This window comes from Streptomyces kanamyceticus, assembly GCF_008704495.1.
GTDB lineage: Bacteria > Actinomycetota > Actinomycetes > Streptomycetales > Streptomycetaceae > Streptomyces > Streptomyces kanamyceticus.
This window is the reverse complement of record NZ_CP023699.1, coordinates 2,243,427-2,262,543: the sequence shown is the minus strand read 5'-3', so window position 1 is coordinate 2,262,543 and position 19,117 is coordinate 2,243,427. Positions and strand designations below refer to the sequence as shown.

Here is a 19,117-nt window from a genome sequence, read left to right as displayed (position 1 = left end):
GGTCAGCTGATCCGGACAGGCGGCGAAGGACGGGAGCGGATTCCAGCGAGATGCACACATCCGAAGCGCCTCGGCTGTACGCACGCGATCCGCTCCTGCACTCCCTCGTCCCCGGCCTCACCGGCCTCGCCTACGCCAAGCGCGCCCGTGTGCCGTGGGAGTACGACAAGGACCTGCCCGTGGTCCTCCTCACCGGGCGGCACGGCATGGGACGCACCGCCGTGCTCGACGCCCTGGAGCGGCACTACACGGGACGCCTGCCCCTCGCCCACCTCGACACCGCCGACTCCGAGCTCGTCGTGGAGCTCCTCGAAGAGCTGGTGTGCGCCCTCGCCCCCGACCTCGGCAGGCGGTTCCCGCTGCTGCTCCCCGGGCTGGTCGCCGTCGCGGGGGGACACCGCGACAACGAACCCGAGCGGTCGCGGGCCGCCGCGCGCGTGGCCAGGCTCCTCGTCGCCTGCGACCTGGAACCGGGCAGCCGCACCGAGGTCGCCCAGGCCTGGGCCTCCCGGGTGCGGGCCCGCCTGGAGGAGGCCGCGGGCAGGACCGAGGCCGAAGGGCCGCCCGGCGCGCAGGAGTCACGCGCCCAGCACCCGCGCGCCCAACAGGCCCGAGCCAAGGAGCCGTCCGGCGCGGCGCGCCCCCACCACGACCCGCACGCCGTCCACTACGCCGTACTCGCCGAGTACTTCGAGCGGTACACGCGCCCCCGCAGCGCCGCGCCGCTGCGCCAGTGGTACCAGGAGCGCTACGTGGAGCGCGCGCGGAACACCGCGGCGCCGGAGGGACAGGACGGCCTCGTACGGCTCGCCGAGTGGTTCCACCGCGGCGGCGACTACCGGCGCGCGGCCGAACAGACCCTCGTGCACGCCTTCTTGGAGGACATCGAGGCGGCCCGCAGCAAATGGCAGCGGCTCAACCGCGAACCGCGCCCGCTGGTCCTCCTCGACAACACGCACTCCGCCGCGGGCGAGCGCCTGATCGACCTCATCCTCGAATACCGTGCCAGGCCCGAAGCCGCCCACCACGACCCGCTCGTCGTCGTCGCGACCCGCCTCGGCGACGCGCCGCCCGCCGCCACCGAGGCCGTCCGCTGCGAACTGCCCGAACTGGTGGGGACGTTCAGCTGGCGGCGCACCGGACACGCCCCGTCGGCCGGACTGCTCGTGGTGCCGCTGACCCCGCTCAGCCGCGACGACATCCTGCTGATGCTGGACAGCGCGTCGGTGCCCCTGCACCCCTATCTCGCCTCCGCGCTGCACACCGTCACCGGCGGCCACCCGCTGGCCTGCGCGCTGCTCTGCGAAGCCGTCCTGAACCAGGCCGACGCCGTGGCGGCCGGACCTTCCGCTGCCGGAGCGCTCGGCCCGCGCAACCTCCTCGACCTCACCACCAAGGACGGCGGCCCCGTCAGCCGGGTCATCCTGGAGCGGCTGCTGCCCGCGCAGCACCAGCGCCAGCGCCTCGTACCGCTCTCGCTGGCCAGGGACAGCACCGCCGCGCAGGCACTCGCCGCCCATCTGCGCCTGGACGGCCCCGAACAGCTGCCCGCGAACGCCGCGGCCGACTACCTGGAGGCCGAGCAGTGGCAGCACGAAACCCCGCAGGACCGCCCGCTGGCCGCCGACCCGCTCCTGCACACGCTCCTCGTCCACGAGGCGCGCCGCACCTCGCAGGGCAGCGACTCGCGCCGCGGCTGGCAGGAGATCCACGGCTTCCTCAGACGCCACCACACCACGCGCGGCGAGGACAGCGAGGCGGACGCGCTGCGCCACACACTGGCGGCGGGTGACGCGCGCACGGTGGTGGCCGCACTGTCCGAGGAGTACCACTCGGAGCAGGACAGGCCCAGCGCGCTGCGCTGGCTCGACTGCCTCCGGTACGCGGCGACCGCGCCCGCGCCGCCCGCCGTCGACTGGGCCGACGAGCGCGCCGCGACGGCCGCGGGCGCCCACGACGACCGCTATCAGGACATAGACGAGATCGACCGCTGCATCAACAGGCTGCTGCACGGCCTGTGGTACCTCTCCGACGCGCACGCGGAGCCGGAGGCCGACCTCTGCGACGACATCGGCGCCGAGCTGGCCTTCCTCTCGCTGCGGCACCAGACGTGGCGCGCGGTCCTGAGCCAGGCCGCCCGCACCTGGCCCGCGGCGGCCCGCGACAAGCGCCCCCTGCCGCTGCCCGAACTGTGAGGAAGCATGCTCCTGAGCCGACTGAGGCGACGCCGCAACGGATTCGGCCCGCTCGACAAGGCGATCGCGGTCGTGGTGCCGCTCGTCCTGATCGCGGTGGGCGTCGTCGTCTACCTCGCGCTGCGCCCCGATGACTGCGCGGGCGGCCTGTCGAAGCACGACGGGGAGTGTGTGGGCGTCACCGAGAACGCCTTCGACGCCGATGACGACGTCAAGGGCCTGATCCGGGCGGTCGCGGACGAGAACGAGCGGGTCAAGCGCGCCTGGGAGTCGCCGGAGAAGGGCGAGAACCCCATACCGTACGGGCGGATCGCGCTGATGATGCCGTTCACGTCGGACGATTCGAGTGCCATGACCGCGGCGATGATCCAGCGCGCCCTTGCCGGCGCGCACGCCGCCCAGCTGCGGGCCAACAGCGCGGGCGGGCCGCACTACCAGCTCCTGATGGCGCACGACGGCAAGGACCTCGACCAGTGGCGGCCCGTCGTCGACGACCTCGGCGAGATCGCCGACGACCGCGAGTCCCCGCTCGTCGGTGTGATGGGCCTGCCCAGCAGCACGCCGGAGACGCGCGACGCGATGAACTCCCTGAGCAGGCACCGCATCGCGACGGTCGGCCCGGTCATCACCTCCGCCGACATGAACGCCCCGTACTTCTTCAAGACCTCGCCGAACAACCAGATGATGGTGGACGCGCTGGATCACCACCTCAAGAAGAACCCGGGCGAGAAGAAGGGCTTCCTCGTCTTCGACAGCCGCCCCGACGACGTGTACTCGCGCAATCTCCAGCGCCTCATGGAGCAGAAGTTCGACGCGGTGTACGGCCTGCGCAAGCGGTCCGCTTCCTTCCTCGGCGCCACGGGCCCCGCGGCGGGCATTCCCCAGCGCTTCCAGTCGGCCGCCCAGAAGATCTGCGTGACCGACTCGGACACGGTCTTCTACGCGGGCCGCGACCAGGACCTGCCCGCCCTCGTCAAACGCCTGTCGCAGGAGCCCTCGTGCGATCACCGCACCCCGCTGCGCATCCTGAAGGTGGGCATCGGCCTGGAGCCGACGCTCACCACCGACGAGCTGACGAAGATGCTGCGCGACACCAAGACCTCGATCGTGGCCGCGGCCTCCGTCGCCCCCTCCTGGGAGCGCCAGAAGAGCGGCGCCCCCGTCGGGCTCCGCGACTTCCTGCCGGTCTTCGACAAGCTCGACAAGCGCTTCGACTTCGGCGCGAAGCCGCTCGACGACGGGTACGCGATCATGTACCACGACGCGTTCATGCTGCTGGCCAACGCCTTCGACCGCTCGTTCACCGACGCCAACGAGGGCCGGGGCGGCACGGAGAAATCCCCGTCCCCGTCCGGCACCCCGACCAAGGACGACGTCTACAACACCCTCATCGACGCGAGCATCGTGGACACCGGCGAGACGACGCGCTGCATCGGCTGCCTGCGCGGCGCCGCGGGCACGTACGGCTTCGAGAAGTCCACGGACACCGAGCAGTGGCCGGTGTGCAAGCCGGTGCCGGTGATCGAGTACCCGGCGCCCAAGGGCGGGGGCTCGCTCGGCACGTACCGGACGTTCCAGAAGACGTTCAAGAACGGGTGCCCGTAGGGCGGAGAAAAATGGGTGGCGTTCCGCTGGGGGCGCTGGTTAATCTCTGACTTGTTCTTCGGCGACCGGTGACGGTCGCCGTCAGTCGAGAGTGATCCACGTGTGATCCAGGAGGTGTGAACGATGGCTGTCGTTGCGATGGGCGATGCCCGCATCCAGAAGTCCGTTCATCTCACCTCCGTGGTCTCCGGCTGACCGACCTCTTCTTTCCACGCGCCCGAGCGGTGCGTGGCACGTGCCCGAGCGGTGCGTGTGCCGGGGCCACCCTTGTGAAGGGTCACCCCTTGTCTTCCTCTTCTTCTACTCGTTCTTCTCTTTCGAGTTCGGCTTCCCCGCACCCGCTCGCCCCGTACGGCTGGGACGCGGACTGGGAGGCCGAGTTCGCCCCGTACGCGGCGCAGGGTCTGCTGCCCGGACGGGTGGTCCGCGTCGACCGCGGGCAGTGCGACGTCGTCACCGCCGAAGGGACCGCGCGGGCCGACACCGAGTTCGTCACGCCGCGCGATCCGCTGAAGGTCGTGTGCACCGGCGACTGGGCCGCCGTGGACCCGGACGGCGGGGACCCCCGCTACGTACGCGCGTACCTGCCGCGCCGTTCCTCCTTCGTACGGTCCACCTCGTCCAAGCGGTCCGAGGGGCAGATCCTCGCGGCCAACGTGGACCACACGATCATCGCGGTGCCGCTCACCGGCGACCTCGACCTCGGCCGCATCGAGCGCTTCCTGGCGCTCGGCTGGGAGTCGGGCGCGCAGCCGGTGGTCGTCCTCAGCAAGGCCGACCTCGTGCCGGACGCCGTGACGCTCGCGCACCTCGTCCAGGACGTGGAGAACTCCGCGCCCGGCGTGCCGGTGCTGCCGGTCAGCGCCGCCGAGGGGGACGGCGTCGACGTCCTCGCCGCGGTCGTCTCCGGCGGTACGTCGGTGCTGCTCGGGCAGTCCGGCGCGGGCAAGTCGACCCTCGCCAACGCGCTGGCGGGCGCCGAGGTCATGGAGGTCCAGGCGATCCGTGACGTGGACGGCAAGGGCCGCCACACCACGACCACCCGCAACCTCCTCGTGCTGCCGGGCGGCGGCGTCCTCATCGACACCCCCGGGCTGCGCGGTGTCGGCCTGTGGGACGCCGGGACCGGCGTCGGACAGGTCTTCTCCGAGATCCAGGAGCTGGCCGAGCGGTGCAGGTTCCACGACTGCGCGCACGGGGCCGAGCCGGGGTGCGCGGTGCTCGCCGCCGTGGACGAGGGCGTGCTGCCCGAACGGCGGCTGGACAGCTATCGCAAGCTGATGCGGGAGAACCAGCGGATCGTCGCCAAGACCGATGCGAGGGTCCGTGCGGAGCTTCGGCGGGAGTGGCGGCTCCGCGGGGCGGAGGGGAAGGCGGCGATGGAGGCCAAGCGCGGGCGCGTTCGGTAGCGCCCCCAGCGCCCCCAGCGCTCCCCGCTTGGCCTCGCGGGGCGGGGGAGTGGGGAGCTGCGGGCTCGGTGGGGGCTGGGCGCGCAGTTCCCCGCGCCCCTTACGGGGCGCGCCCCTCCTCAACGTCGTGTCCGATTTCCGCCAGCCCCGTGGTCCGTACGGGACCACAATGGATGGCGTGATCGATGCAGAGACCAGGTACGAAGCCGTGCGCAGCCGGGACGCCCGGTTCGACGGGGAGTTCTTCTTCGCCGTCGAGACCACCGGGATCTACTGCCGTCCCAGTTGCCCCGCCGTCACCCCCAAGCGCCAGAACGTCCGCTACTACACGACCGCGGCCGCCGCCCAGACCTCCGGCTTCCGTGCCTGCCGCCGCTGCAGGCCGGACGCCGTGCCGGGCTCGGCCGAGTGGAACGTGCGCGCGGACGTCGTGGGGCGTGCCATGCGCATGATCGGGGACGGGGTGGTCGACCGTGAGGGCGTGCCGGGGCTCGCCGTGCGTCTGGGCTACAGCGCCCGTCAGGTGCAGCGCCAGCTCACCGCGGAGCTCGGCGCGGGCCCGGTCGCGCTGGCCAGGGCGCAGCGCGCGCACACCGCGCGGGTGCTCCTGCAGACCACGGACCTGCCGATCACGGAGATCGCGTTCGCCGCGGGGTTCGCGAGCGTCCGTCAGTTCAACGACACGATCAGGGCGGTGTACGCGCTGACGCCGACCGCCCTGCGCGCCGCCGCGCCCAAGCGAGGCACGGCCAGGGCGACCCCCGCCGCGGGCATCCCGCTGCGCCTCGCCCACCGGGGCCCCTACCAGGCAGGGGCCGTCTTCGACCTGCTCGCCCACGAGGCCCTCGACGGCATCGAGGAGGTCACCGGTGATCCTGGCGACCGCACCTACCGGCGTACGCTGCGGCTGCCCTACGGCACCGGCATCGTCGCGGTCAGGGAGGCGGTTCCCGAGCCCGCCGCGGGTGCCGGGTCGAGCGCCGACGCCCTGCACCGCGGTGGCTGGCTCGACGCCCGCCTCCACCTCGCCGACCTGCGCGACCTCACCACCGCGGTGCAGCGCCTGCGCCGCCTGTTCGACCTGGACGCCGACCCGTACGCCGTCGACGAGCGCCTCGGCGCCGACCCCCAACTCGCCCCGCTCGTCGCGGCGCGCCCGGGCCTGCGCTCGCCGGGCGCCGCCGACCCCGAGGAGTTCGCGGTGCGCGCCCTGGTCGGCGGCGCGGCCGCGGAGCGCCTCGTGGCGCGGTACGGCAAGGCGCTGGACGCGGCGTGCGGCGTCCTCACCCACGTCTTCCCCGCCCCCGCGGACCTGACCGGCGAGCCGGGTCCGCTCGGCGCCCTGGCCACGGCCCTCGCCGACGGCACCCTGCGCCTGGACGCGGGCGCCGACCGCGACGAGGCGGCGGCGGCCCTCCTCGCCCTGCCCGGCATGGACGCGCGCACCGCGGCGCTGATCCGGATGCGCGCCCTCGGCGACCCGGACGTGGCGCTGCCGGGCGGCCCGGAGCGGACCCCCGACAGCTGGCGCCCGTGGCGCTCGTACGGCCGGTGTCACCTGTGGTCCTTCAGCCTTCGAGACCCCAGCTGTGGAGCCACTCCGGATGCACCCGGATCAGCTCCTCGCTGAAGTGTGGGCCCAAGTCGTGCGGCCCGGTGAGGAGTTCGGCCCTGCCGCGGATCTCGACGCCGCGGACCCGCCACGGGGTGAGGCTGACGATGTCGTCCACGACCAGGGACACCTTCGGGTTCGCCTGGAGGTTGCGCCACTTCTTGGTGGTGGCCAGGGCGTGGCCGCCGATCAGGATCGTGCCGTCGGCCTGGGGGAAGAAGCCGACCGGATTGGCCTGCGGCTGGCCCTTGGGGTCGACCGTGGCCATGCGGGCCAGGCGTTGGGAGGTGAGGTACGCGCGCTCGGCTTCGCTGAATCGGGTCATGGCGCGAGCCTCGCACGCGTACGGGCCCCTACGCGCACCGGGACGTCAGCGGGCGGGCATCCCCCAGCGGGGCGCGGGCTCGTTGGGCTCGACCGGGGCGATCCGCAGGTCGGGCCGGTCGCCCTCGGCGGTGATCAGTGCCGATCCGCCCCGCCGCAGGGCTATCGCGATCGCGCCGTCGCCCGCGTCCTCGTACCGTAGCGGCCTGCCCCGCGCGTCCCGCACCTCGACCGGGCCCTCGATGCCGTGCCGTACGACGCAGGGCGCCCCCGCCTCGCTGACGAGCCGCACCCACCGGGTCGCCCCGGCCTCGCGCACCGCGCTGAGCAGGAACGCGCCCTGGGCGCGGAAGCCGTGCACCGTGAGGTCGGCCCACGCGGCGGGCAGCGCGGGGAACACGCGGATGACGCCGCCCCAGGACTGGCACACCATGTCGTGCAGCGACTGGGCGGCGGACAGCGGGGTCTCGATGACCGGGCCCGACTCCTTGTACATGGTGTTGGCCTGGATGAAGCGGGACATCAGCTGTTGCAGGTACTTGAGCGCGTCCTCGCCCTTGCCGAGCAGCGCCGACATGGAGGCCGCGCCGGTGAACGTGTATCCCTGCAGAGCGCCTTCGAAGCCGACCCAGTGGGCCAACGACCGCTCGATCAGGGCGCGTTCGTCGGCGGTGCGCCCCGTCACCTCGTACAGCGGGTAGACCGCGAGCAGGTGGGAGTAGTGGCGGTGGGACTTCGCGAAGGGGATGTCCGCGCCGATCATGTAGCCGTTCGCGTCCGTCGGGTACGGCGTGAGCCTGTTCAGGACCTCGCGCCAGCGCGGCGCCGACTCGTCGGCCACGCCGAGGAGTTCGGCGGATTCGAGCAGGGTGCGGCAGCCCCACGTCAGGAGCATCAGGTCGTAGTTGCAGTCCCGTGTGGTGCCGCCGTACTCGGGCGAGAACGTCGCGGGCAGATGCAGTTTCCCGTCGGGTCCGGGCGCCAGGAAGTGCAGGTAGTAGGCGACCGCCTTGCGCAGGAGCGGGAAGAGGACGTCGCGCAGGATCGACTCGTCCATGGTGTGCCGGTAGCTGAGCCAGACGTTGTGCAGGGCCCAAGTGAGGTTGCCGACCTCGGGAGTCGGGGGGTCCTGGCCGGGGATGCCGACGCCGTAGCCGCCGTCCGCGACCGCCGCGCCGTTCACGAGGGACGGGTCGGTGGTGCGCGGGATGCCGAGCGAGTCGGCGCGGTAGGCGGGCGCCATCTCCTGGGTGAGGTTGTCCCGGAACTCGCTCAACGACCGCGTGACGGCGTCGAGTTCGAGGTGGTTGGAGCCGTGTATCAGCCAGTACTCCAGCTGGGCGTTCAGGTTCCACCAGGTGTTGGGCCACGGCGTGGGCTCCAGCCAGGGGCCGCACGTCGCCATCACGGGGGCGTCGCGGCGGGCCGCGGCCGCCGTCTTGTAGAGCTGGATCCAGTAGAAGCGCTGCATCCGGGCGTCGGGCAGGGACAGGAAGCTCTTGCGGTAGAAGGCGTGCCAGCGGGCGCGGTGCGGGTGCGCGAGTTCGTCGTACGAGAGTGCCGCGGCGCTCCGCACCGCGCGCAGCGCCCGGTCCAGGGCCGTCGTCCTCGGATGCGAGTGCGCCACGTTCACGTACAGCGTCCGCCGCCCGCTCCTGTGCCGCTCGCGCCACGCGGTGACGTACTGCCCGCCCGCGCGCAGCGTCTGCACGGCCGCGAAGACCCCGTCGTGCTCCGCGACCCGGGCGGGTGGATTGCCCTCGTATCCGGCGGGCACGGGCTTGAAGGCGGCTCGCGGGCTGATCGACTCGGCGGGGTGGAAGACCCACCGGAAGCCGCGCTCGCCCGCGCTCGGGGTGACCTCGACGGCGAGCACGGAGCGTGGGTCGTGCACCAGGGCGCGCAGCGTCAGGGTGCCCTTGTCCGTGGTGAGGGTGCCGGTCAGCTCGGCGTCCCGCAACCGCAGGCGCCAGTCGACGCCGGTGATGGTGCCGACGGGCTCCAGGGTGAAGTGGCCGATCGGCAGCCTGGCGAGGCCGAAGAGGGAGCCGAACTCGGGACGGTGGTCCTGCACCTCGGAGTGTTGGACGTTGAAGCGGATCGCCTTGCTCTGCGCGCCGGGTTCCGCGTAGATCCCGGACCCGAGGAAGCCGTTGCCGAGGAAGGGGCCCTCGTACCAGGCCTTCGGCATCTCCTGCCAGACGAGGTCGGCGTCGTCGAGGACGGTGCGCCAGGGGTCGCTCGCGGTGGCGGCGCGCGCCTGCGTGGGCAGCGCCCCGCCCACGGCCAGCGCGCCGCCGAGCGCGGAGCCGGTGGCGAGCACGGTTCTTCTGGACGGGCTCGGCGGCTTCGGCATCGCGCCTCCTGGCGTACTCGCGTGGCGATTCATCGGAGCTATCTCCCGACGAAAGCTAGAGATGGCGCATGAGTACGTCAATGAAGCGGACGAGATCCATAAAAGGTCCGATGTGAGGTCCGATGTGCGCTCAGCCCCAGAAAACCGCGCCGATCCACGCCCCCACGATCAACAGGCACGCGAACAGCTCGGTCAGCACGCTGGTCCCGCCCATCCGCATGGTCGTCCGCGTCGCCGTCACCGCCTCGCCATGCCCGCCGAGGCGCAGCCGCTCCCCGGTGTAGATCCCGCCGATGAAGCCCGGGATCGCGCCGAGCACGGGCAGCACGCAGAAGCCGAGCAGCGCCCCGGCCCCGGCGAACACCGCCATCCGGCGCGTCGCACCGCTCTCCCGCAGCCGCCGCGGTGGCAGCTGCCACCGCACGGCCTGCGCCGCGAGCAGCACGACGCTCGCGCCGACCAGGATGCTCCAGGCCAGCCCGTTGGGGTCCTGCAGCGCCCACCACAGGACCGCGGCCCACACCAGCCACGGCCCCGGCACGCCGGGCACAAGCACTCCGCACAGGCCGATCAGCAGGACCACGCCGACCAGCAGGAGTTCCCACGCTCCCATCTGCCAAGCGTGCAGGAGATCGAGCGAAACCGCAGGTCAAGTTAGTGCTGGAGCGGGGCGCACTCAGCCCTGGAGCGGGCCGGACTCAGTCCTGCGGCGGCCGGGCCCGCCGTGCCACCCAGTCCCTCTCGTACGCGTGCCAGCCCAGTTGGAGCCGGGTGGAGACGCCCGTCAGCTCCATCAGGCGCTTGACCCTGCGCTGCACCGTGCGAAGGCCCAGATCGAGCTGTTTGGCCACGCTCGCGTCGGTCAGGCCCGCGAGGAGCAGCGAGAGGATCTCCAGGTCGGTGCCGTCGGGCCCCTCGGGGGCGTCCTCGGTGAGCGCGCCGTCCTCGCCGATGCGCAGCGGCAGCGCGCCCCGCCACACCGCCTCGAACAGCCCGGAGAGCGATTCGAGGAGCCCGCTGGCGTGCACCACCAGGGCGGCGGGCTCGGCGGTGCGCGAGGTCAGCGGCACCATCGCGAGCGAGCCGTCGGCGATCACCAGTTTGGTCGGGACGCGGTCCACCACCCGCACCCGCTCGTCGCGGCCGATCGCCGCCGACAGTTCGGTCAGGCCCGTCGGCAGATCGAGGACGGACCGCTCGACCACCACCCGGTAGCTGACGCCGCGGCCCGCCGCCTGTTCCTCGGCGCTGTTCTCCATGCCGCTGACCGCGATCGGCCTGCCGGTCACCAGCGCGCACACCTCGGCGCTCGCCCCCAGCTGGAGCTGGAGGAAGCGCTGTGAGACGGCGGCCGCCCCGGTGACCACCTCGACCAGGTCGTGGACGGTGGGCTCGGCGGCCTGGGCGCGGTACTCCTCGGCGAGCAGGGTCGCCGCGAGCTCCGCCTTCTCCAGCTCGTGCCGCTGCTGGGTGAGCAGCGCGCCGAGCGCGACACCGGGCGGCGCGGCCACCCAGCGGCCCGCCCTGCCGGACGCCTGCGCGGCCAGGCCGTGCCGTTCCAGGCGGCGCAGGGCCCGCTCGGTCTCCGGTTCGCCCAGGGTGAGCCTGCGCGCGAGGTCGGGCACGTCGGCGGCGCCCACCGACACCAGCGCCCGGTACGCCGATTCGTGCGTCTCGTCCAGACCAATCGCAGCCAGCATGCGGCGACGTCCCTCCCCAAGGCTCCGTTCGCGCGGCGCCGTGGCGGGAAACGGCCACGGCGTAAACCCGCCCCCGGACATCATCCCCGCACCACCCTCCCCTCTGCCAAGGTGACGCCACCGCAGCACCAACCGCAGCCGGTTTTACGGCCTTTGGCCCGAATCGACCTGCGGTCTTGTCCTACCCATCAACCCTGGGAGAGCGATGCGCCCGATATCGCGTACGGCCTTGGGGGCGGCGTCGGCCGTCGTCCTCGCCGTCACCGCGGCCGTGCCGTCCGTGGCCGAGCCGCGCGCCGCCACAGCCGAGCAGAGACCCCTGACGGGGAGTGCCGCACGGGGCGAGGGGAGCTCCGTCGTCACCCTCGTCACCGGCGACCGGATCCTCGTGACGTCCGACGGCAAGGGGAGGGCGGGGGCGACCGCGCTGCCCGGTGCCGACGGCGCCGTGCCCCTGATCCAGACGCGGCAGTCCGGCAAGGACCTCTACGTCTACCCCGAGGGCGCCGTCCACGCGCTCGCCGAAGGCCGCGTCGACGCGGAGCTCTTCAACGTCACCGGCCTCGTCCGGCAGGGCTACGACGACGCGCACGCCAAGAAGCTGCCGCTCATCGCCGTGTACGACAAGTCCGTCGACGTCGCCCGTTCGCTGCCCGCGACCCCGCGCGGCGCCGAGCGCGGCGCCGTCCTCGAACCGGTCGACGGCGTCGCGCTGAAGGCCGACAAGAAGAAGGCCGCCGCGTTCTGGGCGGACATCGCCAACGCCAAGTCCCGGGCAGCGGGCGACCTGTCGAAGCTCTGGCTCGACGCCAAGATCGAGGCTTCCCTCGACAAGTCGACGAAGCAGGTGCACGCCCCCGAGGCGTGGGCCGCGGGCTACGATGGCAAGGGCACCAAGGTCGCCGTCCTGGACACCGGCGCCGACGCCGAACACCCCGACCTCAAGGGCCGGATCGGCGCGACGAAGAACTTCACCGACTCCCCGGACACCGAGGACCGGCAGGGGCACGGCACCCACACCACCTCCACCGTCGGCGGCTCGGGCGCCGCGAGCGGCGGCAAGAAGAAGGGCGTCGCGCCCGGCACCGAGCTGCTGCACGGCAAGGTCCTCAACGACAGCGGCTCCGGCGCCACTTCATGGATCATCGAAGGCATGCAGTGGGCGGTCGACCAGAAGGCCGACGTCGTCTCCATGAGCCTCGGCAACCCGGCGCGGACCGACTGCACCGACCCGATGAGCACGGCGACCGAGGAACTCGCGCAGTCCGCGAAGGACACCCTCTTCGTCATCGCGGCGGGCAACACGGGCCCGAGCCTCAACTCCGTCTCCTCGCCCGGCTGCGCGCCGAGCGTGCTGACCGTCGGCGCCGTCGACCGCGACGACACCACCGCGAACTTCTCCAGCCGCGGCCCCGCGTACGGCTCGCACACCCTCAAGCCGGAGATCGCCGCCCCAGGCGTCGGCATCTCCGCCGCGGCCGCGGGCGGCAGGGGCGTCTACGCGTACCAGTCCATGAGCGGTACGTCGATGGCGACCCCGCACGTCGCGGGCGCCGCGGCGCTCGTCAAGCAGCGCCACCCCGACTGGACTTCGCAGCAGATCAAGGCGGCCCTCGTGTCGTCCGCGGACAGCGGCATCCCCGGTGACGCCCGCGAGACCGGCGGCGGCAGGCTCGACGCCAAGGCGGCGATCGACCAGCAGGTCCTCGGCTCCCCGGCGGTTCAGGGCGGCAGCTTCGGCTGGCCGCAGGACTCCTCGGACCGCACCAGCGTGGACGTGCCGTACACCAACACCACCGACAAGACAGTGAAGTTGAAGCTGTCGCTGCAGGGGGTCACCGGCAACGACGGCTCCGCCGTGCGCGCCACGGTCGCCAGGCTCGGCGAGCGCTCCGTGACCGTCCCGGCAGGAGCCACCGTCAAGGTCCCCCTGAAGCTCACCCCAGACGCCGACCTCAAGCGCGCCCAGTACGGCGACATCACGGGCCGCGTCCTGGCCACGGCGGACGGCGGCGGCCGGGTCTCCACCCCGTTCTCGCTCTACGTGCAGCCGGAGACCGTCAGCCTCCGCGTGAAGCTCGTCGACCGGAACGGCAAGCCCGCCGAAGGACCGTCCTCCGTGGACCTCATCGGCACGGACACCGCCACCGGTGAGCGGCGCTTCAACGAGGGCGCCAACGACCAGACGTACCAAGTACGCCCGGGCGCCTACTTCTTGACGGGATTCATCGCCACCCCGGACGCGTCCGGCGACGGCAAGCTCACCGACTCCCTCACCCACATCGCCCGCCCCCAGGTCGACGTGAAGAAGGACACCACGATCACCCTCGACGCGCGCAAGGCACACCGCCTCGCCGTCAAGACCGACAAGGCGTCCGAAGTGCGCGGCGCCACCCTCGCCTTCGCCCGCACCTGGGGCAAGGACAACTGGCTGCACGCGGGCACCGCGGCGGGCCCGCGCACCATCCGCGGCTACTACCAGTCCGTCGAGGGCAAGCCGTCCGACGGCACCTTCGAATCCGGCAGCTACTGGCGCACGGCGGCGCCCCAGATCTCCGAACTCGCCGTCGCGGGCGGCAAGAAGCTGCACCCCCTGACCGCGTCCACCGGATCCGCCAACCTCGACGGCACCGGCAAGGCGGCCGTCGTCGACGCGCGGACCGGCACGCCCGCCGAGCTCGAAGCCGCCGGGGTCAAGGGCAAGATCGCCCTGGTCAAGGTCCCGGATAGCGGCGACGCGACCGCCGCGGCGAACGCCGCGAAGAAGGCGGGCGCGCTCGCCGTCATCGCCCACCGCGCGGCCCCCGGCCGCTGGTACCCGTCCGCGGGCTTCGTCGGATCCCCGCTGCCGGTGCTCGGCATCCCGACCGACGAGGCGGCGTACCTGCTGTCCCGGATCGGCGCGGGCGACGCCGAGTTGACATGGCAGGCCACGGCGAAGAGCCCCTACACCTACAACCTCGCCTTCCCCGAGACCGGCCAGATCCGCGACGACCGCACCTACCGCGTACGGGACAAGGACCTCGCCGCGAACACGGCGACGTACCGGGCGATGGGCCAGAGCACGGACTACGTGGACCTGCCTTCGGCCGTCCGCCCGACCGGACTTGAGATCTACTTCGGCGACATCGCGTCCGTCCCTGCCCCCGGAAAGCGCACCGAGTACTACTCGGCGGGCACCACGGGCTGGAGCCACCAGGTCTCCAGCAGCTTCCCGTACGGGGAGTTCATGATCGACCCGGTGCGCACCTACCAGAAGGGCGAGCGCCGCACCGAGACCTGGTACGACGGCGTCCTCGCGCCCGGCACGCCGCGCGACGCCGAGGGGAAGCAGGCGCTCGCCGGTGAGCGGCAGGGCAACCTGATCGGCGTGGCACCCGGCTTCTGGTCCGACGCCGAACACGCCGGGATCCAGGGCAGCTTCGGCGACATTGGCTCCGTGGAGCTCAAGCGGAACGGGGAGAGCCTGGGGCAGTCGGGCTGGCCTTCGGGGGTGTTCACGGTCCCGGCCGAGGACTCCGCGTACGAACTGACGCTCTCCACCGCGAAGATCGGCTCGCAGGTCTGGAAGCGGTCCACGGAGACCGAGACGACCTGGTCCTTCCGTTCGAAGCTCGACGAGGACGAGTACTCGCAGGGCATCCCGATGCTCTTCCCGACGTACGCCGTGCCGGAGGACGGCGCCAAGACGCTCGCCGCCGAGGACGGACAGCGGATTGAACTCGGCGCGACGGGGCACGCGGGCTACAGGCCAGGATCGCTCACCGACGCGAAGCTGTCGTACTCCTACGACGAGGGCAAGACCTGGACGGCGGCCACCACCGCCCTACAGGGCGGCAAGTGGCGCGCGACCGTGAACCACGCGGGCGCCTCGGGCAAGCGGGTCCGGCTCAAGACCCAGCTGACGGATTCCCACGGAAACTCCGTCACACAGACCGTGGCCCGCGCCTACGACGTGCGCTAGTCACACCGGTTCCGCCGGGCGGTCCTCCCGTGGGGGGTGGGGCCGTCCGGCGGGCTCCCTGTCACTCGTATGGCGGGCCGGAATTTCCGGATGCACCGTTTTCGTACGGCTCCAGCGGTGGACAATAAGGGCATGAGCCAGCAGGGGGAGAGGCGCACCGGTCGCGACGACGACTGGTGGGGGCAGCTGTACGACGACTCCGCACAGGACACGGGCGCGACACCCGCACCGGACACCCTCGACGACAGGTTCGCCTCGGCGACCGACACGCTGAAGGAAGGGTTCCGCACCCAGGACCCGCCCACGGGCCCCCCGGAGCCGCCGCCCCACCTGCCCCACGCGGGGGAGCCTCCGGCCCGCGCCCCCGATGCGGCCCCAGCCTCCGACTGGCCGCCCGTGCCGGACCAAGACCCGGAGTACGGCGGGGAGTTGGCGGCGGCCGATGAGCCAGCTGCGGCCCCTGATCGGCCGCACGTGCCGGGGCAAGGTCCTCAGTACGCCGGGGAGTTCGGGCCTCGGGCTGCCGACTTCGGTCCGCCGACGGCGAGCGGGGCGGCGGCCGAGAGGGGAGTCGCGGCCTCCGCTCGGCCGTCTGTGCCGGATCGGGATCCGGACTATGGAGAGGGGTTCGAGTCGCAGGGGACCGGCTTCGCTGCGCGGGCTGCGGGCGGGGAGGCGGCCGACCGGCCGGGTACGGCCCCGGTCCGGCCGCCCGTGCCGGACCAAGCTCCCGAGTGTGGCGGGGAGTTCGGCCCTCATGCCCCTGGCGTGGCTCCGCAGGGGGTGAGCGGGGAGGCGGCCGACCGGCCAGGTACGGCCCCGGCCCGGTCGCCCGTGTTGGGGCAGCGGCCCCCGTGCGTGGGGGACTTCGCAGGACCGGCGGGCGGGGGCGATCCCGGCCGGTCGGCGGACGCCGGTCCCGGGCAGCGGCCCCAGGCCCCTCCGCCCACCGCGCCACCCGGCTTCGCGCCCCGCGAGCCCGTCGCCGCCGCTCCCTGGGAGCCGCCCACCGCGCCCGGGGGGCCCGTGACCTTCTCCTCCGGTGGGTATTCGCCCGCCTCGACCGAAGAGCCCCGCCCCGCCGTGCCCGCCTCGCGCGGCCCCGAGGAGCGGCAGGCGCCGAGCGCCTCCCGCCCGGGGGCGCAGGGCACGGCGCCCCCCGTCCCCGAGTACGTGGGGGACGGACCTCCCACCTACGAGGCCGAGCCCACCGTGCTGCCCGCCGCCGATCCGGACGACCTCGGGGACCTGGTCGCCGACACCGTGCTCGACGGGGCGCGGTACGGCTCCAGCACGCTGCGCGCGGCCTCCGTGCGCGGGGACTCCGCCAGGTACCGGGGCGATCCCCGCCGCGACGCCCTGCTCACCGCCCGCTTCGGGACCGGCGAGAACGCCCTCGTGCTCGTCGCCGTGGCGACCGGCGCCCGGGCAACGCCGGGCGCGCACCGCGCCGCCGCGGAGGCCTGCCAGTGGATCGGCAGGGCCGTGGGCCGCAGCCACCGGCGGCTCGCCGAGGACATCAGGGCCGCCCGGCGCGGCGACCTGAAGTCGGGACTGCACCGCCTCACCGACCGCAGCCTCGGCAGGCTCCGCGCACACGCCGCGGACCTGGGCCTGGAACCCGACGAGTACGCGGCCTCGCTGCGCTGCCTCCTGCTGCCCGCCGACCCCGAGTGCCGCACCCGGGTGTTCTTCGGGGTCGGCGGCGGCGGCCTCTTCCGGCTGCGGGACGGCGCGTGGCAGGACATCGAGCCGAGCGTCGCCGACGCCGTGGGCGACGCCGTGGTCGGTTTCGGCTCGCCGCCCCCGGACACCCCGGAGGAGGGCGACCGGCTCACCATGGACCTGGGCATCACCACGCCCCCGAGCCCCTACGAACCGGCCCCCGAGCAGCCCCGCGACCCCTTCAGGTTCCGCGCCTCGGTCGCCCGGCCGGGTGACGCCCTCGTCCTGTGCAGCGGCGGCCTCGCCGAACCGCTGCGCGGCGAGCCCGAGCTGTCCGAGCACCTCACCCGCAGGTGGCACAAGAGCGGCCCGCCGGGGCTCGCCGCCTTCCTCGCCGACATCCAGGTCAGGGTGAAGGGGTACGCGGACGACAGGACGGCCGCCGCCGTTTGGGAGGCATGACGCCCGCACCTGTGACTTCATGGATCCAGAGAAAGCAATGGAGAGCAACGGGTCCACGGTTCACAAGGGGTGCGCAGCATGGCCAAGCAGAACGTCGCCGAGCAGTTCGTCGACATCCTCGTCCGCGCGGGCGTGAAGCGGCTGTACGGAGTCGTCGGGGACAGTCTCAACCCCGTCGTCGACGCGATCCGCCGCACCCCTGAGATCGACTGGATCCAGGTCAGGCACGAGGAGACCGCCGCCTTCGCGGCGGGCGCCGAGGCCCAGGTCACCGGCAAGCTCGCCGCCTGCGCGGGCTCCTGCGGCCCGGGCAACCTGCACCTGATCAACGGCCTGTACGACGCGCACCGCTCCATGGCCCCGGTCCTGGCACTCGCCTCGCACATCCCCTCCAGCGAGATCGGGCTCGGCTACTTCCAGGAGACCCACCCGGACCAACTGTTCCGCGAGTGCAGTCACTACAGCGAGATGATCTCCAATCCGAAGCAGATGCCGCGGCTCCTGCAGACCGCCATCCAGCACGCCGTCGGGCAGAACGGCGTCAGCGTCGTCTCGCTGCCCGGCGACATCGCCTCCGAGACCGCCCCTGAGAAGGCTGCCGAGACCGCGCTCGTCACGTCCCGCCCCTCCGTGCGCCCCGGCGACGCGGAGATCGAGAAGCTCGCCGCGATGATCGACGAGGCCGACAAGGTCACGCTCTTCTGCGGCAGCGGCACGGCGGGCGCGCACGCCGAGGTGATGGAGTTCGCCGAGAAGATCAAGTCCCCGGTCGGCCACGCCCTGCGCGGCAAGGAGTGGATCCAGTACGACAACCCGTACGACGTGGGCATGAGTGGCCTGCTCGGCTACGGCGCCGCGTACGAGGCCACCCACGAGTGCGACCTCCTGATCCTGCTCGGCACGGACTTCCCGTACAACGCCTTCCTGCCCGACGACGTCAAGATCGTCCAGGTGGACATCAGGCCCGAGCACCTGGGCCGCCGCTCCAAGCTGGACCTCGCCGTCTGGGGCGATGTCCGCGAGACCCTGCGCTGTCTGACCCCGAGGGTCTCGCCGAAGACGAACCGCAAGTTCCTCGACAAGATGCTGAAGAAGCACGCCGACGCGTTGGAAGGCGTCATCAAGGCGTACACGCGCAAGGTCGAGAAGCACGTCCCGATCCACCCGGAGTACGTCGCGTCGGTCCTCGACGACCTCGCCGCCGACGACGCGGTCTTCACCGTCGACACCGGCATGTGCAACGTCTGGGCGGCCCGCTACCTCACCCCGAACGGCAAGCGCCGCATCATCGGCTCCTTCAGCCACGGCTCGATGGCGAACGCCCTGCCGCAGGCGATCGGCGCCCAGTTCACCGACCGGGGGCGCCAGGTCGTCTCCATGTCGGGCGACGGCGGCTTCTCGATGCTGATGGGCGACTTCCTCACCCTGGTCCAGCACGACCTGCCGGTGAAGGTCGTCCTCTTCAACAACTCCTCGCTGGGCATGGTCGAGCTGGAGATGCTGGTCGCGGGCCTGCCCTCGTACGGGACGGCGAACCACAACCCCGACTTCGCCGCCGTCGCCCGCGCCTGCGGGGCCTACGGCGTACGCGTGGAGAAGCCCAAGCAGCTCGCGGGCGCCCTGAAGGACGCCTTCGCGCACAAGGGCCCGGCCCTGGTCGACGTCGTCACCGATCCGAACGCGCTGTCCATCCCGCCCAAGATCAGCTCGGAGATGGTGACCGGCTTCGCGCTCTCCGCGAGCAAGATCGTGCTGGACGGCGGGGTGGGCCGGATGGTGCAGATGGCCCGCTCGAACCTGCGCAACGTCCCGAGGCCCTGACGCC

The 19,117-nt window shown here is 72.6% G+C and carries 11 protein-coding genes; 7 read left to right on the top strand and 4 right to left on the bottom strand.

The features are described 5' to 3' along the window. Positions 1-50: 50 nt before the first annotated feature. From CP970_RS09040 to CP970_RS09025, 4 genes are all read left to right on the top strand, one after another. Complete coding sequence (locus CP970_RS09040) at positions 51-2,195, top strand: hypothetical protein (RefSeq protein ID WP_055549016.1); 2,145 nt, start codon at positions 51-53, stop codon at positions 2,193-2,195. A 6-nt stretch (positions 2,196-2,201) separates the two neighbouring features. Then, a complete protein-coding gene (locus CP970_RS09035) occupies positions 2,202-3,800 on the top strand; it encodes an ABC transporter substrate-binding protein (RefSeq protein ID WP_055549014.1) in 1,599 nt (532 codons plus the stop codon). 284 nt (positions 3,801-4,084) lie between these two features. Next, on the top strand, positions 4,085-5,209 hold the full coding sequence (gene rsgA / locus CP970_RS09030; RefSeq protein ID WP_055549012.1) for a ribosome small subunit-dependent GTPase A: 1,125 nt from the start codon (positions 4,085-4,087) through the stop codon (positions 5,207-5,209). 181 nt (positions 5,210-5,390) lie between these two features. Continuing rightward, entirely contained in the window at positions 5,391-6,839 is a 1,449-nt protein-coding gene (locus CP970_RS09025; RefSeq protein ID WP_079043967.1) for a DNA-3-methyladenine glycosylase 2 family protein, read from the top strand. On the opposite strand, the gene CP970_RS09020 is transcribed toward CP970_RS09025, so the two are convergent. The 4 genes from CP970_RS09020 to CP970_RS09005 form a co-directional block, all read right to left on the bottom strand. Continuing rightward, entirely contained in the window at positions 6,778-7,146 is a 369-nt protein-coding gene (locus tag CP970_RS09020) for a PPOX class F420-dependent oxidoreductase (RefSeq protein WP_055555001.1), read from the bottom strand. The two genes, CP970_RS09025 and CP970_RS09020, sit on opposite strands and share 62 nt — an antisense overlap. A 45-nt stretch (positions 7,147-7,191) precedes the next feature. Beyond that, entirely contained in the window at positions 7,192-9,501 is a 2,310-nt protein-coding gene (locus CP970_RS09015; protein ID WP_055554999.1) for a glycosyl hydrolase family 95 catalytic domain-containing protein, read from the bottom strand. A 130-nt stretch (positions 9,502-9,631) separates the two neighbouring features. Beyond that, the gene (locus CP970_RS09010) at positions 9,632-10,114 is read right to left on the bottom strand and encodes a DUF456 domain-containing protein (RefSeq protein WP_055554997.1); all 483 of its coding nucleotides are present in this window, start codon (positions 10,112-10,114) and stop codon (positions 9,632-9,634) included. An 85-nt stretch (positions 10,115-10,199) separates the two neighbouring features. After that, the gene (locus tag CP970_RS09005) at positions 10,200-11,201 is read right to left on the bottom strand and encodes a helix-turn-helix transcriptional regulator (RefSeq protein ID WP_055554995.1); all 1,002 of its coding nucleotides are present in this window, start codon (positions 11,199-11,201) and stop codon (positions 10,200-10,202) included. 205 nt (positions 11,202-11,406) lie between these two features. Here CP970_RS09005 and CP970_RS09000 point away from each other — a divergent pair, with 205 nt between their 5' ends. The 3 genes from CP970_RS09000 to CP970_RS08990 all read left to right on the top strand — a co-directional run bounded on the left by CP970_RS09000 (position 11,407) and on the right by CP970_RS08990 (position 19,113). After that, positions 11,407-15,165, top strand: coding sequence for a S8 family peptidase (locus CP970_RS09000; RefSeq protein ID WP_055556718.1), 3,759 nt, complete (start codon positions 11,407-11,409; stop codon positions 15,163-15,165). Positions 15,166-15,297: 132 nt separating this feature from the next. Further along, complete coding sequence (locus CP970_RS08995; protein ID WP_150493156.1) at positions 15,298-17,292, top strand: protein phosphatase 2C domain-containing protein; 1,995 nt, start codon at positions 15,298-15,300, stop codon at positions 17,290-17,292. A gap of 78 nt (positions 17,293-17,370) precedes the next feature. After that, positions 17,371-19,113: a pyruvate dehydrogenase gene (locus tag CP970_RS08990; protein WP_055550870.1), complete on the top strand. Its 1,743-nt coding sequence runs from the start codon at positions 17,371-17,373 to the stop codon at positions 19,111-19,113. The last annotated feature ends 4 nt before the right edge of the window (positions 19,114-19,117 follow it).